This window comes from Actinocatenispora sera (genome assembly GCF_018324685.1).
Classification (GTDB): Bacteria; Actinomycetota; Actinomycetes; order Mycobacteriales; family Micromonosporaceae; genus Actinocatenispora; species Actinocatenispora sera.
This window is the reverse complement of the sequence record NZ_AP023354.1, coordinates 2,548,529-2,561,434: the sequence shown is the minus strand read 5'-3', so window position 1 is coordinate 2,561,434 and position 12,906 is coordinate 2,548,529. Positions and strand designations below refer to the sequence as shown.

The 12,906-nt window shown below is 73.5% G+C and carries 12 protein-coding genes; 7 read left to right on the top strand and 5 right to left on the bottom strand.

The window, feature by feature from the left end; translation table 11 throughout:
- Nucleotides 1-47: 47 nt before the first annotated feature.
- The gene (locus Asera_RS12340) at nucleotides 48-1,217 is read right to left on the bottom strand and encodes an acyl-CoA dehydrogenase (RefSeq protein ID WP_030445805.1); all 1,170 of its coding nucleotides are present in this window, start codon (nucleotides 1,215-1,217) and stop codon (nucleotides 48-50) included.
- Between the two features lie 225 nt (nucleotides 1,218-1,442).
- Between Asera_RS12340 and Asera_RS12335 the strand changes: the two genes are divergently transcribed.
- The 3 genes from Asera_RS12335 to Asera_RS12325 all read left to right on the top strand — a co-directional run bounded on the left by Asera_RS12335 (nucleotide 1,443) and on the right by Asera_RS12325 (nucleotide 4,166).
- Nucleotides 1,443-2,876 carry a UDP-glucose dehydrogenase family protein gene (locus Asera_RS12335; protein WP_030445806.1) on the top strand — a complete coding sequence of 478 codons (1,434 nt, stop codon included), beginning with the start codon at nucleotides 1,443-1,445 and terminating at the stop codon, nucleotides 2,874-2,876.
- A gap of 35 nt (nucleotides 2,877-2,911) precedes the next feature.
- Nucleotides 2,912-3,280 (top strand): CoA-binding protein, encoded by a 369-nt coding sequence (locus tag Asera_RS12330; RefSeq protein WP_244843847.1) that lies wholly within the window; start codon nucleotides 2,912-2,914, stop codon nucleotides 3,278-3,280.
- Nucleotides 3,281-3,380: 100 nt separating this feature from the next.
- Entirely contained in the window at nucleotides 3,381-4,166 is a 786-nt protein-coding gene (locus tag Asera_RS12325) for a hypothetical protein (RefSeq protein WP_051802115.1), read from the top strand.
- A gap of 41 nt (nucleotides 4,167-4,207) precedes the next feature.
- Here Asera_RS12325 and purE read toward each other — a convergent pair whose 3' ends face one another.
- The 3 genes from purE to Asera_RS12310 all read right to left on the bottom strand — a co-directional run bounded on the left by purE (nucleotide 4,208) and on the right by Asera_RS12310 (nucleotide 7,088).
- On the bottom strand, nucleotides 4,208-4,681 hold the full coding sequence (gene purE / locus Asera_RS12320; protein ID WP_051802144.1) for a 5-(carboxyamino)imidazole ribonucleotide mutase: 474 nt from the start codon (nucleotides 4,679-4,681) through the stop codon (nucleotides 4,208-4,210).
- Nucleotides 4,682-4,822: 141 nt separating this feature from the next.
- Complete coding sequence (locus Asera_RS12315) at nucleotides 4,823-5,998, bottom strand: 5-(carboxyamino)imidazole ribonucleotide synthase (protein ID WP_030445810.1); 1,176 nt, start codon at nucleotides 5,996-5,998, stop codon at nucleotides 4,823-4,825.
- Nucleotides 5,999-6,242: 244 nt separating this feature from the next.
- Entirely contained in the window at nucleotides 6,243-7,088 is an 846-nt protein-coding gene (locus tag Asera_RS12310; protein ID WP_157034768.1) for a recombinase family protein, read from the bottom strand.
- A 275-nt stretch (nucleotides 7,089-7,363) separates the two neighbouring features.
- On the opposite strand from Asera_RS12310, the gene Asera_RS33050 reads away from it, so the two are divergent.
- The 4 genes from Asera_RS33050 (at nucleotide 7,364) to Asera_RS12290 (ending at nucleotide 12,266) form a co-directional block, all read left to right on the top strand.
- Nucleotides 7,364-10,048, top strand: a complete 2,685-nt coding sequence (locus Asera_RS33050; protein ID WP_051802117.1) for a sigma-70 family RNA polymerase sigma factor — start codon at nucleotides 7,364-7,366, stop codon at nucleotides 10,046-10,048.
- Between the two features lie 158 nt (nucleotides 10,049-10,206).
- Complete coding sequence (locus Asera_RS12300; protein WP_084131270.1) at nucleotides 10,207-10,773, top strand: GtrA family protein; 567 nt, start codon at nucleotides 10,207-10,209, stop codon at nucleotides 10,771-10,773.
- A 40-nt stretch (nucleotides 10,774-10,813) separates the two neighbouring features.
- The gene (locus Asera_RS12295; RefSeq protein ID WP_157034769.1) at nucleotides 10,814-11,302 is read left to right on the top strand and encodes a MaoC/PaaZ C-terminal domain-containing protein; all 489 of its coding nucleotides are present in this window, start codon (nucleotides 10,814-10,816) and stop codon (nucleotides 11,300-11,302) included.
- A 172-nt stretch (nucleotides 11,303-11,474) separates the two neighbouring features.
- On the top strand, nucleotides 11,475-12,266 hold the full coding sequence (locus Asera_RS12290) for an inositol monophosphatase family protein (protein WP_030445815.1): 792 nt from the start codon (nucleotides 11,475-11,477) through the stop codon (nucleotides 12,264-12,266).
- A 98-nt stretch (nucleotides 12,267-12,364) separates the two neighbouring features.
- On the opposite strand, the gene Asera_RS12285 is transcribed toward Asera_RS12290, so the two are convergent.
- Nucleotides 12,365-12,874, bottom strand: a complete 510-nt coding sequence (locus Asera_RS12285) for a PH domain-containing protein (RefSeq protein WP_051802118.1) — start codon at nucleotides 12,872-12,874, stop codon at nucleotides 12,365-12,367.
- Nucleotides 12,875-12,906 lie beyond the last annotated feature (32 nt).

Here is a 12,906-nt window from a genome sequence, read left to right as displayed (position 1 = left end):
TACCCGATCGGGTACCGCCGCCGTCGTCGCAGGTCAGGCGCGTCTGGCTACGAGCGAGCGAGAACCTGGCGGGCCATCACGACGCGCTGCACCTGGTTGGTGCCCTCGTAGATCTGGGTGATCTTGGCGTCGCGCATCATCCGCTCCAGCGGGTAGTCCTTGGTGTAGCCGTACCCGCCGAGCAGCTGCACCGCGTCGGTGGTGATCTCCATCGCGGCGTCCGAGGCATAGCACTTGGCGGCCGCGCCGAAGAACGTCAGGTCGGCGTCGCCGCGCTCGGACTTGCCGGCCGCGGCGTAGGTGATCTGCCGCGCCGCCTCCAGCTTCATCGCCATGTCGGCGAGCATGAACTGGACGCCCTGGAACTCCGCGATCGGCTTGCCGAACTGCTTGCGCTCCTTGACGTAGCCGGCGGCGTAGTCGAGCGCGCCCTGGGCGATGCCGAGCGCCTGCGCGGCGATCGTGACCCGGGTGTGGTCGAGGGTGCGCATGGCGGTCTTGAACCCCTCGCCCTCGACGCCGATGATCCGGTCGGCCGGAATGCGGACGTTGTCGAAGTACACCTCGCGGGTCGGTGAGCCCTTGATGCCCAGCTTGTGCTCCGGCGCACCGAAGCTGACGCCCTCGTCGCCCTTCTCCACCACGAACGCGGAGATGCCCTTCGACCGCTTCTCCGGGTCGGTGACCGCGAAGACCGTGTAGTACTCCGAGACGCCGGCGTTGGTGATCCACCGCTTGGCGCCGTTGAGCACCCAGAAGTCGCCGTCGCGCACCGCGCGGGTCTTCATCGACGCCGCGTCCGAGCCCGCCTCCGGCTCGGACAGGCAGTACGAGAACATCGCGTCACCGCGCGCCACCGGCGGCAGGTACTTCTGCTTGAGCTCGTCCGAGCCGGCCAGCAGCAGCGGCATGGTGCCGAGTTTGTTCACCGCCGGGATCAGCGAGGAGGACGCGCAGGCGCGGGCCACCTCCTCGATCACGATCGCGGTCGCGAGCGCGTCAGCGCCGGCCCCTCCGTATTCGGTGGGAATGTGCGGTGCGTGGAAGTCGCTGGCCCGCAGCGCGTCGTACGCTTCTTGCGGAAAGACGGACTTCTCGTCGACCTCGGCGGCGTGCGGAGCGACCTTGCCGTCACAGACGGCACGCACCGCCTCGCGGATCGTCTGGTGCTCCTCGGGCAGCTCGTACACCGCGAAATCCGGATTGTTCAGGCTCATGACTCGCTCCCGACTGGCCCAAGGCGATCGCAGGCCACCGCATCCACATTGACCCCTGTGAGGATACCGACGAGTAGCATCTGCCGTCGGCCAGCTCCGAGCCCGGAGCGCTATCCTCGCCGAGGCAGCGCGAAGCGGGCCGAAACGGCCAGGATATATCCGAAAATCAGCAACGATCTGCCACGATGACCCGGCGTCGGAGCGCCCTCGCGGAGCGGAGACAACGTGACCGTCCAGTACCCCAGCACGTCACCCGTGCAGCCGCAAGCCACGAGCACCCCGCCGTCCGGCGCGCCGCGACCGCGGTTGACGTTCCTGGGCTGCGGCTACCTCGGCTCGACCTACGCGGCGTGCTTCGCCGAGCTGGGCTACGAGGTGCTCGGCGTGGACATCGACGAGGCGAAGATCGCCAAGCTGTCCGCCGGGGAGAACCCGATCCACGAGCCCGGCCTCGACGAGCTGCTCAAACACAACCTGGAGAGCGGCCGGCTCAAGTTCACCACCTCGTACGCGGAGGCGGCCGAGTTCGGTGACGTGCACTTCATCTGCGTCGACACGCCGCAGCGGGCCGACGGCGAGGCCGCCGACCTGTCGTACGTGGAGTCGGTGGTCACCACGCTCGCGCCGCACCTGACCCGCCGCACCCTGATCGTCGGGAAGTCGACCGTCCCGGTCGGTACCGCGAACTGGGTGGAGGAGCTGGCCTGCAAGCACGCCCCGGACGGGGTCGACGTGCAGATCGCCTGGAGCCCCGAGTTTTTGCGCGAGGGGTTCGCCTGCGAGGACGTGCTGCGCCCCAACCGGGTCGTGTTCGGTGTCAAGTCCGACTGGGCCCGCCAGATGCTGTACGCGTCGCACAAGGCGCTGTTCGAGCTGGCCGCCACCGAGGACCGCGAGGTACCGGTCGTGGTCACCGACTACGCCACCGCCGAGCTGGTCAAGGTCGCCGCGAACGCGTTCCTCGCCACCAAGATCTCGTTCATCAACGCGATGGCCGAGGTGTGCGAGGCGGCCGGCGCCGACGTGACCCTGCTGGCCAAGTCGATCGGGTACGACTCCCGGATCGGCAACAAGTTCCTCCGCGCCGGGATCGGCTTCGGCGGCGGCTGCCTGCCCAAGGACATCCGCGCCTTCCAGGCCCGCGCGCAGGAGATCGGCGCCGGCGAGGCGCTGCGGTTCCTGCACGAGGTCGACCTGGTCAACCAGCGCCGCCGCAACCGCGTCCTGGCGCTCGCCGCGGACCTGCTCGACCGGCCGCTCGGCCCGGCCGGCCCCGACCTGGCCGGCGTCCGGATCGCGGTGCTCGGCGCGGCCTTCAAGCCCAACACCGACGACGTGCGCAACTCGCCCGGCCTCGCGGTGGCCAAGGCGCTGGCCAAGGCCAACGCGGACATCGTCATCTACGACCCCGAGGCGACCAAGAACGCCCGCCGCGAGCTGCCCGACGTCGAGTACGTCGCCTCGCTCGCCGAGGCCGTCACCGGCGCCGACCTGACCTGCGTGGTCACCGCCTGGGACGAGTTCCGCCGGGCCGACCCGAACGCGATCGGCGAGCTCGCCAGCGCGCGCCGGATCATCGACGGGATGAACTGCCTCGACCACGTGTCGTGGATCGCGGCCGGCTGGGACTACCGCGGAATGGGCCGGCCGATCCTGTGACCTCGCCGTACCAGGACCGCGCCACCATCGCCCGGGTGCTCGAGCTGAACACCTGGGCGGTGGTCGGGCTCACCGACAACCCGGCCCGCACCGCGTACCGGATCGCGCAGGTGCTGCTCGACCGCGGCAAGCACGTCATCGCCGTGAACCCGCGCGGCGAGTCGGTGCTCGGCTGCCCCGGCGTCGCCTCGCTCGCCGAGATCGACGAGCCGATCGACGTGGTCGACATCTTCCGCCGTTCCGAGGTGGCCGGCGCGCACGTGGACGAGGCGATCGCCGCCGGCGCCCGGGCGGTCTGGCTGCAGCTCGGTGTGATCGACGAGGCGGCCGCCGACCGCGCGGCCGCGGCCGGCCTGTCCGTCGTCATGGACACCTGCCCCGCCATCGAATGGTCCCGCGGCTGACGTTCGCGGCTGCCGCTGGGCACTCGTGAGGGTCGTCACTGTTTCCCGCTCCGGCCCGGCCTGCCGGAATGGACACCAGTGTGACCGAGTTGGTGGTTGCATGCGGGTGTTTGGGCGGGCCCGGGCCGGGCTGATGCGGCTGGACGACGCGCTGGACGCGCTGGGCGCCGACGGCGTGATGGACGACCGCGTCGGCGACGTACCGCTGACCCAGGTGGTCGGCACGGTGGACCGCGCGGGCGACTTCGACGAGGAGTTCCGGCTGGTCAGCGCCCACCTGCAGCAGCGCTGGCGGAGCCTGGCCGATGCCATGTCGACCGGCCTGGAGCCGCCGCCGGTCGAGCTGATCCAGCTCGGCGAGCTGTACTTCGTCGCCGACGGGCACCACCGCGTCTCGGTGGCCCGTGAGCTCGGCCGGCTGGTGATCGCCGCGCGGATTCGCCGGATCTGCACCATCGCGTACGGGATGGCCTGCCTGCGCGCGGCCGATCTGGCCAGCAAGCGGGCCGAGCTGGAGTTCCTGCGCCGGGTCCCGCTGCCGCAGCCGGTCCGGACCCAGCTGTGGCTGGACAGCCCGGCAGAGTGGCTGCGGCTGGCCGACTCCGCGCAGTCCTGGGCGCTGGAGCGCACCCTCGCCGGCTGCGCGCCGGCCGACCGGGAGGCGCTGGCCGCCGGCTGGTGGGCCGAGGAGGTCGCACCGGTGCTGGAGCGGCTGCGCGCGGCCGGCCACGGGCTCGACCTGCGCGACGTCCAGCTGTACGCGACCGCGCTGGCCCTGCGCGACCAGCGCGGGACCGCGAGCTGGCCGACCGACCTCGCCGAACTCTGGCCGGCACCGCGGCGCCCCCGGCCGTTCCGGGCCGCGCTGCCCTCCCGCACCGGCTGACCCGGATCGTGCCCCGTCCCGCACCTGGTGATCCGCGCCGGTCAGGGGCGCAGGCGCTCCTGCAGCATGGCGTCCTTGTCGGCGACCATCCGCTCCAGGTCACGCTGGAACGCCACGATCCGGTCCCGCAGCGCGGCGTCGGACGCCGCCAGCATGCGCACGGCGAGCAGGCCGGCGTTGCGGGCACCGCCGACCGAGACGGTCGCGACCGGGATGCCGGCCGGCATCTGCACGATCGACAGCAGCGAGTCCAGCCCGTCCAGGTGCTTGAGCGGCACCGGTACCCCGATCACCGGCAGCGACGTCGCCGAGGCGACCATGCCCGGCAGGTGCGCGGCGCCGCCGGCGCCGGCGATGATCACCCGCAGGCCGCGGTCGGCGGCCTGCCGGGCGTAGTCGAGCATCAGCGCCGGGGTGCGGTGCGCCGAGACCACCCGTACCTCGAAGTCGACGTCGAACTCGGCCAGCGCGTCGCCGGCCGCCTGCATCGTCGGCCAGTCCGAGTCGCTGCCCATGATCACGCCGACCGTCGGTGCCTGCTCCGCCACGAGTACCTCGCCTGTCGTCGGTCCGGCGAACGCTCGCCGCCGGAGTCTCGGCCGTACCGCCGGCCCGGCGCGGCCCATCGGGGATCGGCGGACGGGCCGCCGATCGTCTCAGCTGCCGTCGCGCAGCCAGGTCGCGGCGCGCGCAGCCCGGTCGCGCACCGTCGCCAGGTCGTCACCGAGCACCGTGACGTGGCCGATCTTGCGGCCCGGCCGTACCTGCTTGCCGTACAGGTGGACCTTCGCGTCGGGCAGCTCCGCCATCAGGTGGTGCAGCCGCTCGTCGATGCCCATCCCGCCCGGCTCGCCGCCGAGCACGTTGGCCATCACCACCCACGGCGCGGTCAGCCCGGTGGCGCCGAGCGGGTAGTCCAGCACCGCCCGCAGGTGCTGCTCGAACTGCGAGGTACGGGCGCCCTCGATGGTCCAGTGCGCCGAGTTGTGCGGTCGCATCGCGAGCTCGTTGACCACCAGCCCGCCGCCCGCCTCGTCCGCCCCGGCACCGGTCTCGAACAGCTCGACCGCGAGCACGCCGACCACGTCGAGCTCGTTCGCGATCCGGATGGCCAGTTGCTGCGCCTCGATCGCGCGCTGCTCGGGCAGCCCCGGCGCTGGCGCGATCACCTCCACGCAGATCCCGTCCACCTGCACCGTCTCGACCACCGGGTACGCGGCGACCTGCCCGAACGGTGAGCGGGCCACCACCGCGGCCAGTTCCCGGCGCAGCGCGACCCGCTCCTCGACGATCAGCGGGGTACCGGCGGTCCGCAGCTCGGTGACCAGCCGCTGCCCCTCGTCGGCCGAGCCGACCAGCCAGACGCCCTTGCCGTCGTACCCGCCGCGCGCGGCCTTGAGCACCACCGGCCAGCTGCCGGCGGCGAACGCGTCGAGATCGGCCGGGGTGTCGACCGGTGCCCAGCGCGGGCACGGCGCGCCGAGCTTGCCCAGCCGCTCCCGCATCACCTGCTTGTCCTGCGCGCAGATCAGCGCATCCGGGCCGGGAAACACCTTGTGCCCCTCGGCGAGCAGGGTGCGGATGTGCTCGGCCGGCACGTGCTCGTGATCGAACGTGACCACGTCGGCGCCGGCGGCCAGCTCGCGCAGCGCGGCCAAATCGGTGTGCGACCCGATCAGGACGTCGCTGGCGACGAGCGCGGCGCCGTCGTCGGCGTTGGCCGCGAGGATCCGCAGGGACTGGCCGAGGGGGATCGCGGCCTGGTGGGTCATCCGGGCGAGCTGCCCGGCCCCGACCATGCCGACCACGGGGAGGTTGGTGCGCGTGTCCATCGCGCCCCAGCCTATGGGCCGCGCCGTACCGACCGCTCGGCGGCTCCGCCCGCTGCCGGGTATGTCCCCGGCTCCGCCCCGAGGTACGGAACGGCTCGCGCCGGGGACTGCCGCCAGTCCGCAAGGGGGGCGATGCCCTGCGCCCGGGTCCGACGAACGTCGGCACCGGCGCTGGGACCGATCACCCCGAGCATCCGGCGTTTGCCCAGATCGGATCGGTTCCGGGTGGGTTGGGCGGGCAACGTCATTCGCCGAGTTCGGCGAGCAACTCGGCGAGGCCCACCACCCGCTCGGGCAGCGCGGCCGTGGTCACCCGGGCCGGGGCGACGCCGGGCCGGCCGGCCAGCACCTCGCGCAGCCGGTTCACCGGGTCGGGCAGCCGCCGGTCGACGATCGCGACCGCCCGGTCCGGCGCGACGGCGGCGAGCGTCTCGCCGCCCGGGAACGCCTCCCGCAGCGCCTCGGCGACCGCCACCCGGCGCAGCAGCAGGCGCCAACCGGGCCGCCCCTCCGGCTGGTCCGCCGCCTCCAGCGTCACGACCACCAGCCGGTACCGGTCAGGTACCCGCTCGGCGGTCTGCTCGGCGGCGCGGTACAGCTCGGTGAGCCGGGCCCGCAGGTAGCCGCGGCTGGCCAGCTCGGTGAGCGGGTCGACGCAGCCGGCGTCGGCCACCACCCGCAACCAGACGTCCGCCCAGGACTCCACGAACGCCCGTACCGCCGGCAGCGGTGGCGCGCCGACCGGCAGCGTGCGGTACAGCGCGGCCAGGTCGTCGAGCGCCTCGGCGAGGCCGACACCCGCCTCGGCGCGGGCCTGCCCGAGCCCGGCGCACGCCGGTACCGCCGCGCCGATCCGTCCGGCCGCGTCGAGCGGAGGGCGCCCCAGGCCCGGCGCGAACGTGGTGCTGGCCCGGCTCAGCGCCGCGGCCAGCACGTCGACCTCCGGTACCCACCAGTCGTGCGGCCGGCTCCAGCCGGACGCGATCGACTCGCGCCGCCAGGTCTGGCGGATCTGTTCCAGGTTGCGTCCGAAACTCCAACTGCCCGGCACCCCGGGCACGCTGGTCAACCTGCGGTGGCTGCCTGCCACACCGCCTCCCTCGTCGGCCGGCACCTGTGGCCGCGCGAAGCGCTGCTGGCAACCGTCCGGACGACAGCCCCCCGCCGCAGCGCGCGCGGCCCCGGTGAAGTGACGCCGCCGGGCCCGGTTCATGACGCGAATGCGACAGCAATTTTGGGACGGCCGTCACAGAAGGGCGCAGACGGTACGCGATCGCTCCGTCACCAAGATCGCGCTGGGCCGTTGAACCGGTAAGCGTGTTTTGTCGGTCAACGCACCGCTCCCCCCCCAGAGAACGGCCGGTCATGACAACCTCACCCGATCCGGGGTCGACCGCGGCGGCCTCGGTCGAACGCAGCGACGCCGAACTGATCGCGGCGACCAGAGACGGCGACGCGGTGGCGTTCGGGCTGCTCTACCTGCGCCACGTCGACGCCGCGAAGCGCCTCGCCCGTACGCTGGTCCGCGACTCCGCGGCGGTCGACGACCTGGTCGCCGAGGCGTTCGCGAAGGTGCTCTCGACGCTGCGGGCCGGACACGGCCCGACCGAGGCGTTCCGCGCCTACCTGCTGACCAGCCTGCGCAACCTGTTCTACGACCAGGTGCGCCGGGACCGGCGGTTGACCGTCACCGACGACATCGGGCAGTACGAGACGGGCGTCCCGTTCATCGACACCGCGAGCGAGGGGCTGGAACGCAGCCTCGCCGCGCGGGCGTTCCGCCGGCTGCCGGAGCGCTGGCAGACCGTGCTGTGGCACACCGAGATCGAGGGCGAGAGCCCGGCCGAGGTGGCGCCGCTGCTCGGGCTGACCGCCAACGGGGTCTCCGCGCTGGCCTACCGGGCGCGGGAACGGCTCAAGCAGATGTACCTGCAGGAGCACATCGCCGGGGAGACCGACGCGGCGTGCCGGTGGGCGGCCGAACGGCTCGGCACCCGGGTACGGGACGGGCTGTCCCGGCGGGAGCGGCACAAGGTCGACGAGCACCTCGCCGACTGCGCCAAGTGCACCCTGCTCTACACCGAACTCGGCGAGATCAACTCCGGCCTGCGCGAGCTGATCGCACCGGTCATCGCCGGCACGACCTGGTCGGCCTACCTCGGGCTGGGCGGCGCCACCAAGGCCGCCGCGGTCGCCGGTACCGGCGTGGTGGTGTGGTTCCAGCACACCTGGCACGCGGTGCTGCTGTGGTTCAAGGGCCTGTGGACGAAGATCGGCCCGCGCAACGCCGCGATCGGCGGCGGCGCCGCGGTCGCGGTCGCCCTGGTGGTCGGGCTGCTGCTCACCTCGTCGTCCGCGCCGCCGCCACGGCACCAGCCGCGCGCCGCCGGTTCGCAGCCGGCCGCCCCGCCCGGTGCCCCGCCCGGCGGGCAGCCGCCCGGACACCAGCCGCCCCCGGCCGCCACGCCGCCGGCGCAGCATCCGACCGCGGGACCGACCGGCGGGCACGCTCCGGCGCCGCCGAAAAAACGCCAGCCGGCGCCGGCCCAGCCGCCGTACCGGGTGACGCCGCCGAAGCTGAGCACCGGCACGCTGTCGGTGGGCGACACCGACTCGGCGCTGCCCATCACCATCAGCAACCCGGCCGGCGGCGGGGGTGGCGGCGACGGCGAGGGACTCATCCCGTTCGCCGACCCGACGGCCCCGCCGCCCGCCGCCCCGGCCCTGCGGCCGACCGACCCGTCCACGCCGCATCCGGCACCCGGCCCGCCGGTACCGAGCGAGGCGCCGGCCCTCGGCCCGGTGGCGCCCGCGCAGCTGCCGGCCGGCGGGTACGACGGCAGCCCGGGCGGTAGCCCGTCGGCGAGCGCCTCGCCGGCACCGTCCGCCTCGCCCAGCCCGTCCGCGGCGGGCCGGCTGACCGTGACGATCACGCTGCCGAACCCGATGACCGCCGGCAGCTCCGGCGCGGCCGGCAGCGGCTGGACCTGCACCGGCCACCAGGCCACCATCACCTGCACCCACGCGCTGCTGCCGACCGGCGCCAGCAGCACGCTCAGGCCGCACGTCGACGTCGGCTCGGTGGCCGGCTTCCAGCCGGTCCGGGTGCGGGTCGCGGTACCCGGGCAGGCGGTGTCGGAGAGCTTCCCGGTGGTGGTCGCGCCGCAACAGATGCGCACCGCGTACGCCGCCACCGGGCGGGCACAGCTGGTGTCCGCCGGCAACACGCTGATCCGCGGGACCAGCGGCGGGCTGCTGCCCATCCCGCTGCCGCTCGGGCAGCGCAAGCCGTGCGCGGTCAACGACCAGTGCACGGTCGTCCCGTACCACGGCGACGGCGGCGCGCACGCGGCGAGTTCCGGCGCCCGCAGCCGCGCCCGGGTGAGCCTGCCGGCCGGCGCGCGCGTCGCGTACGCGCAGCTGACCTGGGCCGGCCGCGGCAGCACGGGCTCGCTGCCGGCCGGCGTGCGGCTGATCGACCCGTCCGGCGGCACGCACGGCGTCACCGGCGCCCAGACCGCCCTCCCCGGCGGCCGGCAGTACAGCGCGAACGTCACCTCGCTGCTCGCCAACGGTGGCGGCGGCACCTGGGCGTTCGCCACCGACGACGTGTACACCGGGACCGCAACGGGCGGGGTGTTCGACGGCTGGAGCCTGCAGGTGGTGGTCACCCTGCCGAGCGGGCCGAGCCGCAACGTCGCGGTGTTCGACGGCGCCCAGCAGATCGGGTCGCCGCTGGTCGCGCGGCTCGGCGTCGGCACCGCCGGTACCGCCCGGCTCGGCGCGACGCTGTGGGACGGCGACCGGCGCGAGGACGGCCGGCTCGGCGACGACACCCTGCGGTTCGGCTCCACCACCGTCGCGGACGTCGGCCACAGCGCCTCCGCCAGCGCACCGGAGTCGGCCGCGGACCCGAACTGGAACCTGCTCGGTACCGACGTCACCGCCCGCTCCGCGTCGGTGTCCGCCGACGGCCAGCTGACCTTCAGCACCGGCGGCCAGGACAAGTACTCCGTGGGCGCCCTCGCCATCGCCGGCCCCGCCGGCTGACCGGCGCCGGATGCGGTGGTCGCCGACGGCTGCGATCCCGGCATCGAGGGCGATATCTCCTGGTCGGTCGGCCAGCCGGGTGAACGGCCCCGCGGCGGCCGGGCCCGATTTGCGTGCTCGCGGCGGGGCGGCCGGGGCCGGTCGGTACTCTCGGCCGCGTGGCGGAGTCGCGAGCGGAGGGCGCGGCCGCAGCCCCCGGCGCCGGCGGGCTGCGCGGCCTGTATGCCCGCTTCCGCCAGCTGATCCACGAGGTCGCCAAGTTCGGCATCGTCGGCGGGGTCAACTTCTTCGTCGACATCGGCATCTACAACGTGTGCGAGTCGCTGCTCGGGCTCGGCCCGCTGACTTCCAAGACGATCTCGGTGACCGTGGCGGCCACCCTCGCGTTCGTCGGCAACCGGTACTGGACGTGGCGCAACCGGCCGCACACCAACCTGGCCCGGGAGTACTTCCTCTACTTCGTGATGAACGCGGTCGGGCTGCTGATCTCCCTGCTGTGCCTGGGATTCAGCTACTACATCCTCGGCGGGCAGTGGCCGGCGGTGTTCCAGACCACGCTGGCGAACAACATCTCCGGTTCGATCGTCGGTACGGCGCTCGGTACGCTGTTCCGGTTCTTCGCCTACCGCAGGTGGGTGTTCCTGCCCGCGGAGGATCCGGTCGTCGATCCGACGACCGGCCTGCCCGAGCCCGCCGACGGAGACCACGGCGACCGGCCCGAGTAGCGATCGCCCGTCGCCCGAGTCGCAACCGTTCGGAGTAGCAGTGGCCGCACCGCGTTCCGGCACCGGCGAGGTGCCGCAGTGGTTCTACGAGGACCTCGTTCCGGGCCGCAGCTTCGACCTCGGCGAGACCGTCGTCGACGGCGCCGAGATGCTGGCGTTCGCGCAGCGCTTCGACCCGCAGTGGTACCACGTGGACGAGAAGCTCGCCGCCGACAGCGAGTACGGCGGGCTGATCGCGAGCGGCTGGTTCACCGCCTCGTTGTTCATGCGCGGCTACGTCGACCGGGTACTGTCCCGCGCCGCGGCCGCGGCCTCGCCAGGGTTGGAGGAGCTGCGCTGGAAGGCACCGGTACGCGCCGGCGACACGCTCACCGGTGAGCTGCACGTGCTGGACCGCGCGCCGTCGGCGACCCGCCCCGGCCTGGGTACCGTCCAGCTCGCCGGCTCCCTGTCCCGCCGCGGTGCCGACGGCGACGTGCCCGTGCTGCAGCTGCGCTTCCGCGGCTGGTTCGCCCGCCGCCCGACCTGACCCCGGGTCCGGGATCGACGCGGCAGGTGGGCAACGAGTCCTGCACCGGCGCGGGCAGCGCGCACGAGTCCGCTTTGATCGACGGCCCGAGTCCTTGATCGACGGCGCGGAAGCCCCTCGACGGCGCGAGGTCCTTGATCGACTCGGGCGACGGCGCGCATAGGGTGAGCGGATGGCGATCGGGGACGCGGAGCTGGCGGTGGCGGCGGTTCGGGCTGGCGCGGCCGTGGTCCGCGAGCGGTACGGGACGTCGCTGGCCCGGCAGGACAAGGGCGGCGGTGACTTCGCGACGGTTGCCGACCTCGAGGCCGAACGGGCGATCCTCGCCGTACTGCGATCCGCCCGGCCGGCGGACGCGGTGCTCGGTGAGGAGTACGGCGAGAGCGGCCCGGCCGACGCCGACCGCCGCTGGCTGGTGGATCCGTTGTGCGGCACGCTCAACTACGCCGCCCGGACGATGCTCGTCGCGGTGAACGTCGCGTTGCAGGCGGCGGGCCGGACCGTCGCGGCGGTGGCCGACCCGTTCGCCGACGAGGTGTTCTGGACCGACGGCAGCCGGGCCGCAGTGCGCCGGGCCGGCGGCGACGAGCCGCTCGTCCCGTCCGGCGCGTCGGGACTGGTGGACGTCAACCTGGACCCGCCGTTCCCGAACGGGGAACGATTTCGCGCCGTCCGGCTGCTCGCCGATCCGGGCTTCACCGACCGGTTCCGCCCGCGGGTGCTGTCCACCAGCCTGCCGCTGACCTGGGTGGCCGCCGGGCGGCGCGCCGCGTACGTCACGGACGGGCCGCTGGCGCTGGGTGTGCACGGCGCCGCCGGGGTGGCGGTCTGCCGGGCGGCCGGCTGCGTGGTCACCGGGCTGGACGGGGCACCGCTCGGCAGCGGGATCGGCGGTCTGGTCGCCGCCACGGACGCCGACACGCATGCGGCCCTGATCGACCTGATCGCCCGCCAGTCCCGCTGATCAGGGTCCCGCGCAAAGTTGATCAAGGTGCGGTATCGACGGCAAGCGCTTGCTCGCGCCCACCACCTCATGATCAACGCCGGGGACCGGTACCGGGGTCAGGCGTCCGGACGGCCGTCGTCCTGCTCGACCAGCTGGTAGAGCGTGCCGTGGGTGCGCTCGACGTGCGGGACGTCCTTCAGCACGATCTGCCCGTGCTCACCGGCCGACTCGATCACCAGGGTGCCGCAGCCGAGCATCCGCTCGAAGATGTTGTGCTGGAACGACACGTCGTTGATCCGGTCCAGCGGGATGTCCCGGCCGGACCGGGAGATCACCCCGGAACGCAGCAGGATCCGGTGCGTGGTGAACACGTAGTGCGTGGTGGCCCAGCCGATGAGCCGCCGCAGCGGGTAGACGATCAGCAGCACCACCGCGACGCCGAGGATGACGTACTGCACGATCCGCCACGGCGTGTAGACCAGGCCGGCGATCGCCGCGGCCACCACCAGCAGCGTGAACAGGACGGCGCCGACCAGCCGCTTCCAGTGCGGGTGCAGGCTCAGCACCACCTGCTCCTCGGTGACGAGCAAGCTCTCCGGGAAACCCACGACGACCTCCTGCAACATCGACCGATTCCCCGGCAATCTAGTCGACTCGC

Excerpts from the sequence above, each read along its gene's own strand:
- Asera_RS12285 (WP_051802118.1), bottom strand. The coding sequence starts at position 12,874 with ATGTTGCAGGAGGTCGTCGTGGGTTTCCCGGAGAGCTTGCTCGTCACC.
- Asera_RS33050 (WP_051802117.1), top strand. The coding sequence starts at position 7,364 with ATGACAACCTCACCCGATCCGGGGTCGACCGCGGCGGCCTCGGTCGAA.
- Asera_RS12340 (WP_030445805.1), bottom strand. The coding sequence starts at position 1,217 with ATGAGCCTGAACAATCCGGATTTCGCGGTGTACGAGCTGCCCGAGGAG.
- purE (WP_051802144.1), bottom strand. The coding sequence starts at position 4,681 with ATGGGCAGCGACTCGGACTGGCCGACGATGCAGGCGGCCGGCGACGCG.
- Asera_RS12290 (WP_030445815.1), top strand. The coding sequence starts at position 11,475 with ATGGCGATCGGGGACGCGGAGCTGGCGGTGGCGGCGGTTCGGGCTGGC.
- Asera_RS12315 (WP_030445810.1), bottom strand. The coding sequence starts at position 5,998 with ATGGACACGCGCACCAACCTCCCCGTGGTCGGCATGGTCGGGGCCGGG.
- Asera_RS12325 (WP_051802115.1), top strand. The coding sequence starts at position 3,381 with ATGCGGGTGTTTGGGCGGGCCCGGGCCGGGCTGATGCGGCTGGACGAC.